Source organism: Erythrobacter oryzae (assembly GCF_030271515.1).
GTDB lineage: Bacteria > Pseudomonadota > Alphaproteobacteria > Sphingomonadales > Sphingomonadaceae > Erythrobacter > Erythrobacter oryzae.
In genome coordinates, this window is sequence record NZ_JASCXI010000002.1 from 227,440 (window position 1) to 243,500 (window position 16,061).

Here is a 16,061-nt window from a genome sequence, read left to right on the forward strand (position 1 = left end):
GCAACTCGCACTTTTGCGCTTGGGGACGGGGCGGGTTAGGAGGGGGCATGACCGAGCTTGCCGACCGTCCGCGCCGCATCGCCCTTGCCGGGGCTTCGGGCACGATCGGGGCGGCGGTGCTCAAGCGGCTGGTGGCGGAGGGGCACGACGTGACCGTCGTGCCGCGCGGCACGCTGGCGGAGGCGGCCGCATTGGCGGCGCTGTGCGCCGCCTCGCGGCCGCAGGTGGTGATAAGCTGCATCGCCTCGCGCACGGGCGCGCCGAGGGATGCCGAGGCGGTCGACTACGCCGCCAACGCCCGGCTGCTGGCGGCGGCGCGGGACGCTGGGGCTGAGCAGCTCATTCTGCTCTCGGCAATCTGCGTGCAGAAGCCCTTGCTCGCCTTCCAGCACGCCAAGCTGCGGTTCGAGGCGGAGCTGGCGGCGAGCGGGATCGGTTACACCATCATCCGGCCCACCGCCTTCTTCAAGTCGCTCTCGGGGCAGGTTGCGCGGGTGAAGGCGGGCAAGCCCTTCCTGATCTTCGGCGACGGCAACCTCACCCGCTGCAAGCCGATCAGCGACGATGACCTCGCGCGGTTCATCGCGGGGTGCATCGGCAACCCCGAGGCGCTCGGCAAGGTGCTCCCCATCGGCGGACCCGGCCCGGCATTATCCTTGCGCGATGCGGGCGAGCTGCTGTTCGCGGCGGCAAGCAAGGCGCCGCGCTTCCGCTCGGTCTCGCCCGCCATGTTCACCTTCGCCGGCAAGCTGCTGAGCCTCGGCGCGCCCCTTTCGGGGTGGTTCGCCGAGAAGGCCGAATATGCCCGCATCGCGCATTACTACGCGACCGAGAGCATGCTGGTGCTCGACCCGGCGAGCGGCGAATATTCCGCCGAACTCACCCCCGAATTCGGGAGCGAGACGCTGGAGAGCCACTATCGGCGATTGCTGGCAGAAGCCTAGCGCGGGGCGATGTGCCAGCTGGCGGGGGCGAGCGTCTCGCCGAGGTGGGGGACGAGCACCGGCCCGGCAGCATAGTTGAAGGTGAAGGCGTGGCTGGCGCTGCGGCGCACACGGATGCCTTCGGGCAGGTCGAGAAGCGCCACCCCCGCTTCCTTCGCCATACGCTCGACCAGCAGACGCAGCAGCGCGCGGTCGGGCCAGATCGCGCAGTAGCGGACGTGGCCGTGGCGATAGACCACCCCGCGCCCTGCACTGTCCGAGAATTCGGGGGCGAGGTCCGACGCCACATCCTCGCGCCAGCGGGTGACGGCGAAGCCATCTGCGGGCTCGGCAATGCCATCGCGCAGGGACTCGACGCGGGTCACGGTGAGGGGGATCGCTGCCTTGAGGTCGCCCGGAGCGAGGCCTTCGGGAATGCAGAAGCTCTCGGTCTTGCTGCCTGATCGCGGGCCGAGGAGCACGGGGCAATCGAGCGCCGCCAGTTTCTCGGCAAAGCCTTCGGGCACGATCGGCAGGGTCGGCACCAGCACCATGCGGTAGCCCGACAGGTCGGCGTTCGGCGACACGATATCGACGTCCAGCCCGCGCTGGCGGAGCGCCGCGTAGGTCTCGAACACCAGCTCGAGATAGCGGAACGAGCGGCCCTGCGGCTGGATGCCGACGACCCATGCCGCCTCGTAGGAGAACACCAGCGCAACGGGCGCCTTCGCGGTCGTTTGCGGGCCGATCTCACCCAAGACCGCCGCTGCCGCGCGCGCCTCGCCTGCGGCTTCGGCGTCGGTGCTGTCGGGGCGCAGCAGGCCGGCGTGCATCTGCTCCTGCGCGAAGGGCGCCTGCCGCCAGCGGAAGTAGCTCGTCAGCTCCGCCCCGTGCGCACAGGCTTCGAGCGTCCACAGGGCGACCATCCCCGGCAGCGGCGCAGGGTTGAAGTGCGCCCAGTTCACCGGGCCCGGCTGTTGCTCCATCACCCCCCAGCGTCCGCCTGAACACCCGCGATAGAGATCATGGTGGAAGGCGGCGATATCGGGGTGGCCCTGCCTGAGGTAGGCGGCCTTCTCCTCCGATGAGAACCAGAACTGCTCCAGAAACCCGAGCGGATAGGAATCCCAAGTCGCCACGTCGATATCGCGGCCCACGGCGTGGTGGTCGAACTCGGTGAAGAAGCCCATGAAGTTGTGGGTGATGTCCACGCCCGGCGAAAGGCGGCGCAGGATCTCCACCTGCTCGCGGTTGAAACTCGCCACCTGGTCCGAGGCGAAGCGGCGGTAGTCGAGCCAGTGCGCGGGGTTCGCCTCCGTGACGGTGAGGTGCGGCGGGTCGACCTCGGCGAAGCTGCGGTATTCCATGCTCCAGAAGACGTTGCCCCATGCTTCGTTGAGGGCAGCAGGGGTGCCGTAGCGCGCCGCCAGCCAGCCACGGAAGGCGCTGGCGGCGGCATCCGAGAAACTCACCACGGTGTCGTGACAGCCATATTCGTTGTCGGTCTGCCACATCGCGAGCGCCGGGTGCTTCCCGTATCGCTCCGCCAGCGCGGTGACGATCCGGCGGCACTCTGCGCGGTAACCTTCGTGGCTGAAGCAGTAGTGGCGGCGCGAGCCGAAGCCCCTCGGGCGGCCCTGTTCGTCGATGGCGACCATGTCGGGCATCCGGTCGACCAGCCACTTGGGCGGGGTCGCGGTCGGGGTGCCGAGGATCACCTTGAGGCCCGCCGCGTGCAGGGTGTCGATCGCGCGGTCGAGCCAGCCCCAGTCGTAATGGCCGGGCTCGGGTTCGAGGCGGCTCCACGCGAACTCGCCGATCCGCACGAGCGAGAGGCCCATTGCGCGCATCCGCCGCGCGTCCTCGGCCCACCAGCTTTCCGGCCAATGTTCGGGATAGTAGCAGCAGCCGAGTTTCACGAGAGCTTCTCCAGCGCGATCAGCCACGCGGTTTCGGGATGGGTAAGGGGGAGGGCAAGGCCCTGGCCCATCAGCGCGGTGCCGGAGAGGACCAGCCCGTCGCGCCACCGCTCCGGCACCGCGAGGTAGTGCCGCGCGCGTGGCGGCCACGGCTCGGGCAGGGTGACGCGGTAGCGCGCCTCCGGATCAAGGCCTGCGAGCCGCACCGGCGCGGCGTCGAACACCGGGGAGAAGGCGGTCTGCGCGACCAGCGCCAGCGCCTTGTCGCCGTGCGTCACCATCATCCCGGTGACATCCGGATCGGGGTGGTCAAGGCGGTGGAGTGCGCCCGCGTGCAGCACCCCGCGCCACTCTTTGTAGAGCGCGATGTGGGCGGCAAGGCACGCGCGCTCCTTGTCTGTCATTCGGGCGGGATCGGCCTCCACGCCCATGTGGCCGAACACCGCCACCTTGGCGCGGAAGTCCATCGCGAGGCGCCGCCCCGTGATCGGATTGGGCGAGGGGCTGACATGGCTGCCGAGCACTTCCAAGGGCAGGAACTGGCTCCAGGCGGGGATGATCCTGAGACGCTCGATCGCGTCGTTGTTGTCTGACGGCCAGACCCGGTGGACCCGTGAAAGGACGCCGTAATCGATCCGCCCCCCGCCGCTCGCACAGCTTTCGATCTCCACCTTGGGATGGGCGGCGCGAAGGCGGTCGAGGAGGTCGTAGAACCCCTCCGTCTGGCTGTTCCTTACCGAGCCGACCCGCGCCTTGGCGGGGAAGAGGTCGCGGTTGTGGTCCCACTTGAGGTAGGCGATGTCATATTCGCGCAGCAGTGCGTCGATCTGCCGGAACACGGCGTCGCTCACCGCCGGATGCGCGAGGTGGAGCACCAGCTGGCCGCGCATCGTCGGCCGCTCGCGGTCCCTTGCATGGAGGGCGCCGGAGCGGTGCTGGCGGTAGAAGTCGCTCTCGGGCGAGACCATTTCGGGCTCGACCCACAGGCCGAAATCCATGCCGAGCGACTTCACGTGCGCGATCAGCGGGCCGAGGCCGTTCGGGAAGATATCGGGCGAGACGAACCAGTCGCCGAGGCTGGTCTGGTCGTTCCTGCGCCCGCCGAACCAGCCATCGTCCAGCACGAAACGTTCGATGCCGAGGGCGGCGGCGTCGTCGGCGAGGCGCATCAGCCCCTCCTCGGAGAGATTGAACCCCAGCGCCTCCCACGAATTGAGGTGCACCTTGCGCGGGGCCCACGCGTCGCGGTGCGGGAGAATGGCGCGGGCGTGGGCGTGGAACACCTGCGCAAGGGTGGAGCGATCCGGGGCCAGCGCGAACATCGCCACCGGCGTGCGGTAGCTGACGTCATGCTCCAGATCGACCTCGCCTCCGTCCCAGCTCGCGCCCATCTGGAGCACCGCGCGGCCATCGGCGCTGCCCACCATGTCGGGGTCGATCCGGGTGTCGTGATCGCCGCTCCATGCGAGGTGCGCGCCCAGCACTTCGCCTGATGCAGGATCTTCGAGGATCAGCCAGTTGCCGCCCGCGAACCCCGGCTTGCCCGCGACTGAAGTGCGCGCGAAGCCCTCGGGCGCGATCGGGCGGGTGTGCTCGCGCATCTCGCCGGCCCAGCGTCCGGTGAAGCTGGTGAGGTGGGTGAATCGGCGCGGCACGGGCAAGGCGAGTGCGCTGAACCGGTCGAGCACCAGCTTGCGCCCGCCTCCATTGGTGATCGACGCCTCGGTGCAGACCATGCCGGAAGCGCCGATCCACCAGCGGTGCTCGATATCGACCCCGAGCAGGTCGTCCACGAAGGTGAGGGTCAATTCGGTGAGGTACTGTTCCCAGGCCGAGAGGCGGAAATCGGTGGCGCACTGGACGCAGCTATCCTCGCGCCTTTCGCTGAGCCGCACCGCCGGCGTCCCGCTCCATCCGGCCTTGCCCTCGGGCAGCAGGCCCGGGACCGGGGGGACATCGGGCTGGCTTTCGTGCCGTCCCCTCGCACCCGAGGCGGCCAGCGTGCCCAGATCCTCGCCTTCGGGCAGGCGCGCGCCAAGGTACACGAGGTCCGCCCCGCCGCCCACCTCGAGCGCGAACACCAGCGTCAGCCGCTCGCCGTCGAGCCTCACGAATTCCACTGGCTAACCTCTCCCGTCACCCGAGCACCGGTGATGATCCGGCCTGCGGGCTTGCCGCTGGCCCGCCATTGCGCTGTAACCGCGCCGAGAGAGAGGGGAAAGCGCGCAAATGCCACAAGCCGCCGGAGGGGGAGACCCGACGCAGATCGCCGTGTGCCTCGGCCTGACGCTCGCGATTGCGCTGGCGACGTGGCTGACGCTCAGGCGCGAGCGCCATGACGGGTCGAAGAAGGACGTCTATCTCGCGGGCGGCAAGCTCTCGTGGCTGTTCGTCGCGGGGGCGATCACGCTCACCAACCTCTCGACCGACCAGCTCGTCGGCATGAACGGCAACCAGATGCTGCTGCTCGCCTGGTGGGAGATCAGCGGCTTCGTGGGCCTGCTGATCCTCGCCTATGTGTTTGTGCCGATCTATTACCGGGCGAGAGTCACGACCGTGACCGAACTTCTGGAACAGCGTTATGGCGGCGGGGGAATCCGCACGCTGGTGTCGGCGCTGTTCCTGTTCGGGATGGTGCTGATCTACCTCCCCGCCGGGCTCTATTCGGGGGCGCTGTTCCTGAAGACTGCCGGGATCGACTTTCCGCTGCTGGTGCTGGCGGGGCTGCTGGGGGTGATCGCGGCGGCCTATACCATGACGGGCGGCCTCAGAGCGGTGGCGGTGATGGAGACCTATTCGGGCATCGGCGTCCTCGCCATCGCCGTGCTGGTGGTGGTGCTGGCTCTGAACGCGGTCGACTGGGACATTGCCCGCGGCGTTCCCCCTGAGCGCCTCACCATGATCGGCGCGGCCGACAGCCCGATCCCGTTCCACACCCTGTTCACCGGCATGATCTTCATCCAGATCTACTACTGGTCGACCAACCAGCCGATCACCCAGAAGGCGATGGCCGCGCCCAATGTGCGCGAGGCGCAGAAGGGCGTGCTTGCCGCCGCGGTGGTGCGCATCCTCATCATCCCCGCGATCGTGGTGATCCCCGGCGTGGTCGCCTTCCAGCTGTTCGGCGACATCGACGATGCGGCTTACGGCAGGCTGGTGGGCGAGGTGCTGCCGCCGTGGCTCTCGGGCGTCTTCGCCGCCGCCATCGCCGCTGCCGTGATCGCCCACACCGCCGCGGTGATGAACGCCGCCGTCGGCCTCTACGCGGTCGACTTCCACGAGAAATTCGTCGGCAAGGTCGCAAACCACTGGCGGCTGTCGGGGATCGTCACCGTGGTGCTGACGGTAGCCTCGGTGGCGCTGGTGCCGGTGTTCGACAACGCCAAGAGCATCATCAACCTGCTCCAGCAGTTGAACGGCCTGAGCTCGATGCCGATCCTCTCGGCCTTCATCGTCGGGCTGCTGTTCACCGGGGTCGAGAGCCGCGCGGCGATCGTGGGCGTGGTGTGGGGCTTTGTGCTCTATGCGCTCTTCAGCTTCGTCGCCGAACCGGCGGGCGCGATCGGGCTCCACTACATCGACTTCATGGTGGTGACGCTGGCGACGAGCGTGATCGCGGCGCTCGCCTTCAACCGCTTCGCGCTGGGCGGGCGGGCGCGCTTCGCCCCGCGCGAGGTGTTCGCGCAGCTGGCGAAGCGGCCCGAGGAAGAGGTCTTCGGATGAACCTCGACCAGCCCCACCGCCGGTTCAATCCGCTCAACCGTAGCTGGGTGCAGGTCTCGCCCCAGCGCATGGGGCGGCCGTGGCAGGGCGAGGTGAGCGAGCCCGATCCGCCGCCGCCCGCCTATGATCCGGCCTGCTACCTGTGCCCCGGCAACGCGCGGGTCGGCGGCGAGGCGAACCCGGATTACGCGGGCGTCCACGTCTTCGACAACGACTTCCCCGCGCTGCTCGCCGAAGCCGAAGGCCCTTTCGGACAGTGGGCGCTCTCGGAAGATCCCTTGCTGCGTGCCGAGCCCTCGACCGGGGTGTGCCGGGTGATCTGCTTCTCGCCCGATCACGGCAAGTCGCTCCCGCTGCTGACGCCGCAGCAGCTGCGCGCCGTGATCGACTGCTGGGCCGACCAAACCGCCGAGCTCGGCGCGCGCTTTGCCCACGTGCAGGTGTTCGAGAACAAGGGGGCGATGATGGGCTGCTCCAACCCGCACCCCCACGGGCAGCTCTGGGCGACGTCGCACCTGCCACAGGAAACCGCGACCGAGGACAGGGCCCAGCGCGAATACCTCGCCGCGCACGGCAGGCCCATGCTGCTCGATCTGGCCGAGCGCGAAGCGGCGAGCGAGCGCGTGATCGAAAGCAACGACGACTGGCTCGCCATCATCCCCTTCTGGGCGGCCTGGCCGTTCGAGACACTGCTGCTGCCGCGCTTTGCCGTCCAGCGGATGCCGCAGCTGACGGGCGGCCAGCGCGACAGCCTTGCAGCGATCCTCAAGGCGCTCACCACCCGCTACGACAACCTGTTCCGGACGTCCTTCCCCTATTCGATGGGCTGGCATCAGGCCCCCTTCACGCAAGGCTCGCAGGAGCACTGGCAGCTCCACGCCCATTTCTACCCGCCGCTGCTGCGCTCGGCCTCGGTGCGCAAGTTCATGGTCGGCTACGAGATGCTCGCCGAACCGCAGCGCGATCTCACCCCCGAGCGCGCGGCAGAGATGTTGCGTTCCGCCAACGGCTTGGTGCATTACCGCGGGTAACGAAAGACAGGCTCGAACGATGGATCGCCGCGAAAGACTGATTGCCCGCGCCCGGCAGGGCTACCGGCTGGCCTACGGGGTCGAGCCCGCGCGCTTCTACGCCGCGCCCGGCCGCGTCAACCTGATCGGCGAGCATGTCGATTACAACGACGGTTTCGTGCTCCCCTGCGCGATCGACCGCGAGACGATCGTCGCCGCCGGGCCCTTGGGGCCGCAGACCAAGGACAAGCTGTTCGAGGCGGTCGCGCTCGACATGGGCGACATGGCGAGCGCGCGCGACAGCTTCGATCTGCTCGCGCCGATCCGGCCGGGCGACAACAACTGGCAGAACCATGTGCGCGGGGTGGTGCAGGCGCTGGGGCGCTATGGCCACAAGGTGCGCCCGATGCGGATCGCGATTGCGGGCGACGTGCCGATCGGGGCGGGGCTGTCCTCCTCGGCGGCCTTCGGCGTCGCGGTGGCGCTCGCGTGCTCGGACTATTCGGGCCTCCCGCTGTCCCCCGAGATGCTCGCCAAGGTCGCGCAGCTGGCCGAGAACGATTTCGTCGGCTGCGCCTGCGGGATCATGGACCAGATGGCCGCCGCCGCCAGCATCGCGGGCCATGCGCTGCTGCTCGATTGCCGCAGCCTCGACTTCATGCCGGTGCCGGTGCACAAGAGCCTAGCGATCACCGTCATCGACACCGGCCTCCGCCGCAGCCTCACCGAAAGCGCCTTCAACCAGCGCCGCGCGGAATGCGAGGCGGTGGCGCAGCATTTCGGGGTCAAGGCGCTGCGCGATCTCGATTACGGCACCTTGCTGCGCGCCGAGGTCGATATCGACCACACGCTCTACCGCCGCGCCCGCCACGTGGTGAGCGAGCTCGACCGGGTCGAGCCGGTCGGCGTCGCGCTCGCCCGCGGGGATGCGGCCACGCTCGCGCAGGTCATGCGCGAGGCGCACCTGTCGCTATCGGAGGACTTCGAGGTCTCGCTCCCGCCGATCGACCGGCTGGCGCAGATGGTGTCCGAGACGCTGGGCGATACGGGCGGGGTGAGGCTGACGGGCGCGGGCTTCGGCGGGTGCCTTGTCGCGGTGGCCAAGCATGAATCGGGCGAGGCGATCGACGAGGCGATCGGGCGCTACAACGACGAGGCCGATCTGCCCGCGCGGGCCGAGGTGTTCCGGCCGATCAGCGGCGCGGCGGAGATCGTGCTGGAATAGGCGGACGCGCGGGATTTTTGCGGCGCCGCATCTCGCGGGTGATTTACAGATATAAAAATATCTTTATATGCTCTCCGTCACGATGGTGATCGAGGACATCTTCAAGGCGCTGGGCGATCCGACCCGGCTGCGTATCGCCCGCCTCTTGGGCGCGATGGAACTGGCCGTGGGCGAACTCGCGCAGGTGCTCGGCCAGAGCCAGCCGCGCGTCTCGCGCCATGTCGGCATCCTGTGCGACGCGGGCCTCGCCGAACGCCGCCGCGAAGGCTCGTGGGTGTTCCTGCGCCAGAGCGAATCGGCTGGCCCCGTGGTCGATGCGGTGCAGGCGCTGCTCGCGCTCGCCGAAGAACAGGAACCCGCCTTCGCCGCCCTGTGCGAGGCCGACCGCAAGAAACTCGCCGCGATCCGGCAGGCGCGCGAGGCGGCGGCGGAGACCTATTTCGCCCGCCACGCCGGCGAGTGGGACGAGCTGCGCGCGCTCCACAGCGCCGATGCCGAGGTCGAGACCCGCCTCGCCGAGGCGCTGGCCGATGCCCCGCTGGGCGCGCTGCTCGACATCGGCACCGGCACGGGCCGCATCGCCGAGCTCTTCGCCGATCACGCCGAACGCATCGTCGCGCTCGACAAGAACCTCGAAATGCTGCGCGTCGCCCGCGCCAAGCTCCAGCACCTGCCCGCGCACCGCGTCGAGCTGGTGCAGGGCGATTTTGCCGATCTGCCCTTCCCCGATGCCAGCTTCGACACGGTGATCCTCCACCAGGTGCTGCACTTCGCCCCCGATCCCGCCCCGGCGCTGGCCGAAGCCGCGCGGGTGCTGCGCGGCGGGGGACGGATCGCAATCGTCGACTTCGCCAGCCACGATCACGAGGAGCTGCGCACCCGCCACCAGCACGTGCGCCTCGGCTTCTCGGACCGCCAGATGGCCGAGCTGCTGAAGGGCGCAGGCTTCACCGCCAGTCCGCCCACCGCGCTCGAGGGTGGCGCGCTGGTGGTCAAGATCTGGACCGCCACCCGCCGCAGCCCCGCCGCTCCCAAGAAATCCCCCGCTCTGGAATCTGCCAAATGACCCCGACCCTCAACCAGCTCCACGAATACCGCACCGCCACCGACACGCCGCTGTTCTCCGGCCTGCCGGGCGATGTCGCGGTGAGCTTCGAATTCTTCCCGCCCAAGAGCGAGAAGATGGAAGAGCAGCTGTGGGATGCGGTCACGCAGCTGAAGCCGCTGGGGCCGAGCTTCGTCTCGGTCACCTACGGCGCGGGCGGATCGACCCGCGAGCGGACGCACGCCACGGTCGCGCGGATCATCGGCGAGGCGAAGCTCCCCGCCGCCGCGCACCTCACCTGCGTCGCGGCGAGCAAGGCGGAAATCCGCGAGGTCGCCGAGCAATATTGGGAAGCGGGCGTGCGCCATATCGTGGCGTTGCGCGGCGATGCCGGGGAGCCGGGCGCGCCCTTCACCCCGCACCCCGAGGGCTATACCGGCGCGGCCGACCTTGTAGCGGGCCTCAAGGCCATCGCTCCGTTCGAAATCAGCGTTGCCGCCTATCCCGAGACGCACCCTGACGCGCGCTCGCCGCAGGACGATATCGACAACCTCAAGCGCAAGCTCGATGCCGGGGCCACGCGGGCGATCAGCCAGTTCTTCTTCTCGGCCGAAACCTTCTTCCGCTTCCGCGACAAGTGCGCCGCTGCGGGGATCGACGCCCCGATCCTGCCGGGCATTCTGCCGGTCACGAACGTGGCGCAGGCGCGCAAGTTCGCCGCCGCCTGCGGGGCCGAGTTCCCGGTGTGGATGGACGGCCTCTTCGAAGGCCTCGACGAAAAGCCCGCCGCGCGCCAGCTCGTCGCCGCCACGGTCGCCGCCGAGCTGTGCCGCCGCCTCTATGCGGGCGGGGTGCGCGATTTCCACTTCTACACCTTGAACCGCCCCGAGCTCGCCTATGCGATCTGCCACATGCTCGGGAAGCGGCCCGTTTCGGAGAACGCCGCATGAGCAAGCGCGAACAACTCCTCGCCGCCGCAAAGGACCGCGTGCTGATCTTCGACGGCGCCTTCGGGACGCAGATCCAGCTGCGGAAGCTGTCCGAGGAAGACTACGCCGGCGACCTCGGCCTGCCCGCCGACCAGAAGGGCAACAACGACATTCTCGCCCTCACGCGCCCCGACGTGCTGAGCGACATCACCCGCGCCTACTTCGAGGCGGGTTCGGACATCGTCTCGACCAACACCTTCTCGGCCAACCGCATCTCGCAGGCCGATTACGCCGCCGAAGGGCTGGTGCGCGAGATCAACGTCGCGAGCGGCAAGCTCGCGCGCGCGCTGGCGGATGAATATCAGGCCAAGGATGGTCGCGCCCGCTTCGTCGCAGGCGCGATCGGGCCAACCAACAAGACGCTCTCGCTGAGCCCCGACGTCGAAGACCCGGGCTTCCGCGAAATCACCTTCGACTATCTGGTCGACGTCTATCTCGAACAGGCGCGCGCGCTGGTCGAGGGCGGGGTGGACTTCATCCTGATCGAGACCGTGTTCGACACCCTCAACGCCAAGGCCGGGGTGATGGCGGTGAAGAAGCTCGAGCGCGAGCTGGGCCGCGAGGTGCCGGTGATGATCTCGATGACGCTCACCGACCTGTCGGGCCGCAACCTCTCGGGCCACACGGTCGAGGCCTTCTGGTATGCGGTGCGCCACGCCAAGCCCGTCACCATCGGCCTGAATTGCAGCTTCGGAGCGGAGCAATTGCGCCCGCATGTGAAGGTCTTGTCGCAGATCGCCGACACGCTGCTGATGATCTACCCCAATGCGGGGCTGCCCAACGAGCTGGGCGAATATGACGAGCTGCCCGACACCACCGCGGGGCTGGTCAAGGACTGGGCCGATCACGGCCAGGTCAACATCCTTGGCGGGTGCTGCGGCTCCTCGCCCGCCCACATTGCCGCCATCGCCAAGGCGGTGGCGAACAGCGAACCGCGCGTCGTGCCGCAGCCCGAACCGGCGATGAAGCTGGCGGGCCTTGAGGCCTTCATCGCCGCCTGATTACCTTTCCGAGAGAACATAAGTGACCCAACCCTCCTCTTCCCGCTTCATCAATATCGGCGAGCGTACCAACGTCACCGGCTCGGCGGCGTTCAAGAAGCTCATCATGGCGGGCGACTATGCCGCCGCCGTGGAGGTCGCGCGCCAGCAGGTCGAGAACGGCGCGCAGGTGATCGACGTCAACATGGACGAGGGCCTGCTCGACGCGGTCCACGCGATGACGACCTTCCTCAAGCTGATCGCCGCCGAGCCCGACATCGCCCGGGTTCCGGTGATGATCGACAGTTCGAAGTTCGAGGTGATCGAGGCGGGGCTGAAGTGCGTCAGCGGCAAGCCGATCGTGAACTCGATCAGCATGAAGGAGGGCGAGGAGGCCTTCCTCCACCACGCGCGCATCTGCATGGATTACGGCGCGGCGGTGGTTGTCATGGCCTTCGACGAGACGGGCCAGGCCGACACGAAGCAGCGCAAGGTCGAAATCTGCAAACGCGCCTATGACTTGCTCGTCAAAGAGGGCTTCCCCCCCGAGGACATCATCTTCGACCCCAACATCTTCGCGGTCGCGACGGGGATCGAGGAGCACAACAATTACGGCGTCGACTTCATCGAGGCGGTGAAGGAGCTGCGCGAACTGTGCCCCCACGCGCACTATTCGGGCGGCCTGTCCAACCTCAGCTTCTCCTTCCGCGGCAACGAGCCGGTGCGCCGCGCGATGCACTCGGTGTTCCTCTACCACGCCATCCCCGCCGGGCTCGACATGGCGATCGTCAACGCGGGGCAATTGGACGTCTACGACCAGATAGACCCGGCCTTGCGCGAGGCCTGCGAGGACGTGATCCTCAACCGCGACCCAGACGCAACGGAACGCCTCATCACGCTGGCCGAAAGCTTCAAGGGCAAGAACGTCGCCGACGAAAAGGCCGCCGAGGAATGGCGCGGCTGGGCGGTCGAAAAGCGATTGGAACACGCGCTGGTCAAGGGCATCGACGCCTATGTCGTCGAGGACACCGAGGAAGCGCGCCAGCTGGCCAATCGCCCTATCGAAGTCATCGAAGGCCCGCTGATGGACGGCATGAACGTCGTCGGCGACCTGTTCGGATCGGGCAAGATGTTCCTGCCGCAGGTGGTGAAGTCCGCCCGCGTGATGAAGAAGGCCGTCGCCCACCTCATCCCCTTCATCGAGGCCGAGAAGGACCTGCTCCCCGAAGAGGAGCGCAAGGCCAAGGGCAAGATCATCATGGCCACCGTCAAGGGCGACGTTCACGACATCGGCAAGAACATCGTCGGCGTCGTGCTCCAGTGCAACGGCTACGAGGTGATCGACCTCGGCGTCATGGTGCCCTGGCCGACGATCCTCCAGAGCGCCAACGACAACAAGGCGGACATGATCGGCCTCTCGGGCCTCATCACGCCTTCGCTCGACGAGATGGTGACGGTCGCCGAGGAGATGCAGCGCGCAGGGATGACCATGCCGCTGCTGATCGGCGGGGCGACCACATCGAAGGTCCATACCGCCTTGAAGATCGACCCGGCTTATGACGGCCCCGTGATCCACGTGCTCGACGCGAGCCGCGCGGTGGGGGTGGCCTCCAAACTCCTCTCGGACACCCAGCGCGACGACTACGTCGCCGAGGTCGCCGACGAATACACCCACGTCCGCGATGCGCGCGCGGGCAAGTCGGCCAGCGTGCTGCTCAGCATCGAGGAGGCGCGCGCCAACTTCTACGACGCCTTCCTCTCCGACAAGCCCGCCCCGCCCGAGCAGCCGGGCCTTCACGTCTTCCCCGACTGGGACCTCGCGCACCTCAGGGACTTCATCGACTGGACCCCGTTCTTCCGCGCGTGGGAGCTCCACGGCAACTACCCCGCGATCCTCACCGACGAGGTGGTGGGCGAGACCGCGACCCAGCTCTTCGCCGATGCCAATGCGATGCTCGACCGGCTGATCGCCGAGAAATGGCTCACCGCGCGCGGCGTCGCCGGGCTGTGGCCCTGCGCGCGTGACGGCGATGATGTCACGATCCACCTGCCCGAAACCGAAGAGCACGTCCGCCTCCCCTTCCTGCGCCAGCAGGTCAAGAAGAGCCGCGACCGGGCCAACATGTGCCTTGCCGACTTCATCGACCCGGCGGGCGACTGGATCGGCGGCTTTGCGGTCGGCATCCACGGAATCGACAGCCACTCGGCGCGCTTCCAGGCCGACAAGGACGACTATTCGGACATCCTCCTGAAGGCTCTGGCCGATCGCTTCGCCGAGGCCTTTGCCGAGGCGCTCCACCAGCACGTGCGCACCACGCTGTGGGGCTATGCCCCGAACGAACAGCTCACGAACGAGGCGCTGATCAAGGAGGAATATCGCGGCATCCGCCCCGCGCCGGGCTATCCGGCCTGCCCCGATCACTCGCTGAAGCCGATCCTGTTCGACCTGCTCGACGCGCCCGCGAACGCCGGGCTGACGCTGACCGAAAGCTTCGCCATGTGGCCGACCGCCGCCGTCAGCGGCTTCTATTTCGGCCACCCCGAAGCTGAATATTTCGGCGTCGCCCGCGTCGGCCGCGACCAGCTCGAAGACTACGCCGCGCGGCGCGGGGTGAGCGTCGAGCAGGCCGAGCGCTGGCTCAGGCCGAATCTCGATTGACGCGAAGGGCGGCGCGGCGATGATGCGCGGCATGATCCGCCGCCTCGCCGCCGCCCTCGCGTTGATCGCCGCGCCTGCCGCTGCCGAGGTCGCCTCGCCGCCGCCTGCAACCGTGGTGGTGGCCTTCGACCGGGAGACGATTCGCCCGCTGATTGTCGAAGGGCTGGCGGACAAGGCGACGGGCCGCGCGGTCGAGGCCAATGATCCGGTGCGGATCGCGAGCATCTCCAAGCTGATCATGGCGCTCACCGCGCTCAGGCTGGTGGACGAGGGCAAGGTCGATCTCGACCGCGATGTCTCGGAATATCTCGGCTGGAAGCTGCGCTCGCCCAATTTCCCTGATGTGCCCGTGACGCTCGCGCAGCTGATGTCGCACCGCGCGGGGCTTTCGGGTTCGGCGGACTACATCATTCCGCTGGGTGAGAGCCTTGAAGCGAAGTTCGCGGACCCTGCCTCATGGCGCGAAGCTGTGCGGCCGGGCGGGAGCGACGCGCACGCCTTCCTCTATTCCAACCTCGGCGCGCCGCTGGTGGCGACCGTGCTCGAAGCCGCGAGCGGCGAGCGCTTCGACCGGCTGGCCGAGCGGCTGGTGTTTGCGCCGCTGGGGGTGAAGGCCTGCTTCAACTGGGTAGGCTGTGAGCCCGACATGGCGGAGCGTGCGGTGACGCTCTATCGCCACACGGGCGAGGTGGCGAAGGACGGCGCGGGCGAAATGCCGCCCTTCTGCACGATTCCCGTGGCCGAGGGGCAGGCGTGCGATCTGGAAAGCTATGTGCCGGGCACCAACGCCTCGATCTTCTCGCCGCAGGGCGGGGTGCGGATCGGGATGGTCGACCTCGCGAAGATCGGGCAGGCCTTCGATGCAAGGCGCGGGTTCTTCTCGGATCGTGCGAGGCAGGGCTTCGAGCGCGGGTGGGACACGAGTTTCCACCCCGAGCAGGAATTCTTCTGCATCTATGGGCTGCACCTGCAAATCATCGATCCGCCTCAAGCGCTGTGGGATATTGCGGGGCAGACCAGACCGGCCACGTGCAAGGACGAGCTGTTCGCCGACGGCGTGGCCCGGGTGGGCCAATCGGGCGAGGCCTATGGCTTGCAATCGGGCCTGTGGTTCGACCTCGGCACGGGCCGAGGCTTCGTCTATTTCACCACGCAGGTCTCGCCCCCGGAAGGCGGCGAGGACACCGACGGCTTCACCGCTCGCGAAAAAGCGCTGATGGCCCGCGCGCTGGAACTGGCGGGGAAGTAGCGGGCGAAAAGTCCCTCCCCGTTCCAACGGAATAGGGAGGTGGCAGCCCGCAGGGCTGACGGAGGGGTGATACAGCGCCGGAGGATTACCCCTCCGTCACCGCTTCGCGATGCCACCTCCCCATCCTTGCAGGACGGGGAGGGACCGGGGGCGAAACGTAGGCAATTCGCTCGCGCCAAGACGGCGCGGGAGGGGGGCTTTCCTACTCGCTGTCAAGGGCGCAGGATCGCGTCCATGACCCCGCTCGCCCCCCTCTTTGAGACCATGCCGCAGACGGGGCGCGCGGGGGCCGGTTTTCCCGCTCTGGACAGTGTCTCATGTGTCTCCAACAGGCTCCGG

General features: G+C 68.2%; 11 protein-coding genes. 9 read left to right on the forward strand and 2 right to left on the reverse strand.

The annotated features are described in order from the left end of the window. Positions 1 to 47: 47 nt before the first annotated feature. Positions 48 to 944: an NAD(P)H-binding protein gene (locus tag PFX90_RS05880; RefSeq protein WP_285711449.1), complete on the forward strand. Its 897-nt coding sequence runs from the start codon at positions 48 to 50 to the stop codon at positions 942 to 944. Here the strand turns inward: PFX90_RS05880 and PFX90_RS05885 are convergent. Beyond that, a complete protein-coding gene (locus PFX90_RS05885) occupies positions 941 to 2,842 on the reverse strand; it encodes a beta-galactosidase (RefSeq protein ID WP_285711450.1) in 1,902 nt (633 codons plus the stop codon). The genes PFX90_RS05880 and PFX90_RS05885 overlap by 4 nt on opposite strands. After that, positions 2,839 to 4,962: an alpha-galactosidase gene (locus PFX90_RS05890; protein WP_285711451.1), complete on the reverse strand. Its 2,124-nt coding sequence runs from the start codon at positions 4,960 to 4,962 to the stop codon at positions 2,839 to 2,841. The genes PFX90_RS05885 and PFX90_RS05890 overlap by 4 nt, the downstream gene beginning before the upstream one ends. Before the next feature lie 109 nt (positions 4,963 to 5,071). On the opposite strand from PFX90_RS05890, the gene PFX90_RS05895 reads away from it, so the two are divergent. From PFX90_RS05895 to PFX90_RS05930, 8 genes are all read left to right on the forward strand, one after another. Next, positions 5,072 to 6,565: a sodium:solute symporter family transporter gene (locus PFX90_RS05895; protein WP_285711452.1), complete on the forward strand. Its 1,494-nt coding sequence runs from the start codon at positions 5,072 to 5,074 to the stop codon at positions 6,563 to 6,565. Further along, positions 6,562 to 7,596 carry a UDP-glucose--hexose-1-phosphate uridylyltransferase gene (locus PFX90_RS05900; protein ID WP_285711453.1) on the forward strand — a complete coding sequence of 345 codons (1,035 nt, stop codon included), beginning with the start codon at positions 6,562 to 6,564 and terminating at the stop codon, positions 7,594 to 7,596. The genes PFX90_RS05895 and PFX90_RS05900 overlap by 4 nt, the downstream gene beginning before the upstream one ends. Positions 7,597 to 7,615: 19 nt before the next feature. After that, positions 7,616 to 8,800 (forward strand): galactokinase, encoded by a 1,185-nt coding sequence (galK, locus tag PFX90_RS05905; RefSeq protein ID WP_285711454.1) that lies wholly within the window; start codon positions 7,616 to 7,618, stop codon positions 8,798 to 8,800. 82 nt (positions 8,801 to 8,882) lie between these two features. Beyond that, entirely contained in the window at positions 8,883 to 9,866 is a 984-nt protein-coding gene (locus PFX90_RS05910; protein ID WP_285712042.1) for an ArsR/SmtB family transcription factor, read from the forward strand. Then, positions 9,863 to 10,795 (forward strand): methylenetetrahydrofolate reductase [NAD(P)H], encoded by a 933-nt coding sequence (gene metF / locus PFX90_RS05915; protein WP_285711455.1) that lies wholly within the window; start codon positions 9,863 to 9,865, stop codon positions 10,793 to 10,795. Before PFX90_RS05910 ends, metF begins: the two co-directional genes overlap by 4 nt. Beyond that, positions 10,792 to 11,835: a homocysteine S-methyltransferase family protein gene (locus PFX90_RS05920; RefSeq protein ID WP_285711456.1), complete on the forward strand. Its 1,044-nt coding sequence runs from the start codon at positions 10,792 to 10,794 to the stop codon at positions 11,833 to 11,835. The genes metF and PFX90_RS05920 overlap by 4 nt, the downstream gene beginning before the upstream one ends. A gap of 22 nt (positions 11,836 to 11,857) precedes the next feature. Beyond that, complete coding sequence (gene metH, locus PFX90_RS05925) at positions 11,858 to 14,473, forward strand: methionine synthase (protein WP_285711457.1); 2,616 nt, start codon at positions 11,858 to 11,860, stop codon at positions 14,471 to 14,473. Positions 14,474 to 14,504: 31 nt separating this feature from the next. Further along, complete coding sequence (locus tag PFX90_RS05930) at positions 14,505 to 15,722, forward strand: serine hydrolase domain-containing protein (RefSeq protein ID WP_285711458.1); 1,218 nt, start codon at positions 14,505 to 14,507, stop codon at positions 15,720 to 15,722. Positions 15,723 to 16,061 lie beyond the last annotated feature (339 nt).

Bases quoted from the DNA above. Each gene is read 5' to 3' on its own strand.
- PFX90_RS05880 (WP_285711449.1), top strand. From the start codon at position 48: ATGACCGAGCTTGCCGACCGTCCGCGCCGCATCGCCCTTGCCGGGGCT.
- PFX90_RS05895 (WP_285711452.1), top strand. From the start codon at position 5,072: ATGCCACAAGCCGCCGGAGGGGGAGACCCGACGCAGATCGCCGTGTGC.
- PFX90_RS05900 (WP_285711453.1), top strand. From the start codon at position 6,562: ATGAACCTCGACCAGCCCCACCGCCGGTTCAATCCGCTCAACCGTAGC.
- galK (WP_285711454.1), top strand. From the start codon at position 7,616: ATGGATCGCCGCGAAAGACTGATTGCCCGCGCCCGGCAGGGCTACCGG.
- PFX90_RS05910 (WP_285712042.1), top strand. From the start codon at position 8,883: ATGGTGATCGAGGACATCTTCAAGGCGCTGGGCGATCCGACCCGGCTG.
- metF (WP_285711455.1), top strand. From the start codon at position 9,863: ATGACCCCGACCCTCAACCAGCTCCACGAATACCGCACCGCCACCGAC.
- PFX90_RS05920 (WP_285711456.1), top strand. From the start codon at position 10,792: ATGAGCAAGCGCGAACAACTCCTCGCCGCCGCAAAGGACCGCGTGCTG.
- PFX90_RS05930 (WP_285711458.1), top strand. From the start codon at position 14,505: ATGATCCGCCGCCTCGCCGCCGCCCTCGCGTTGATCGCCGCGCCTGCC.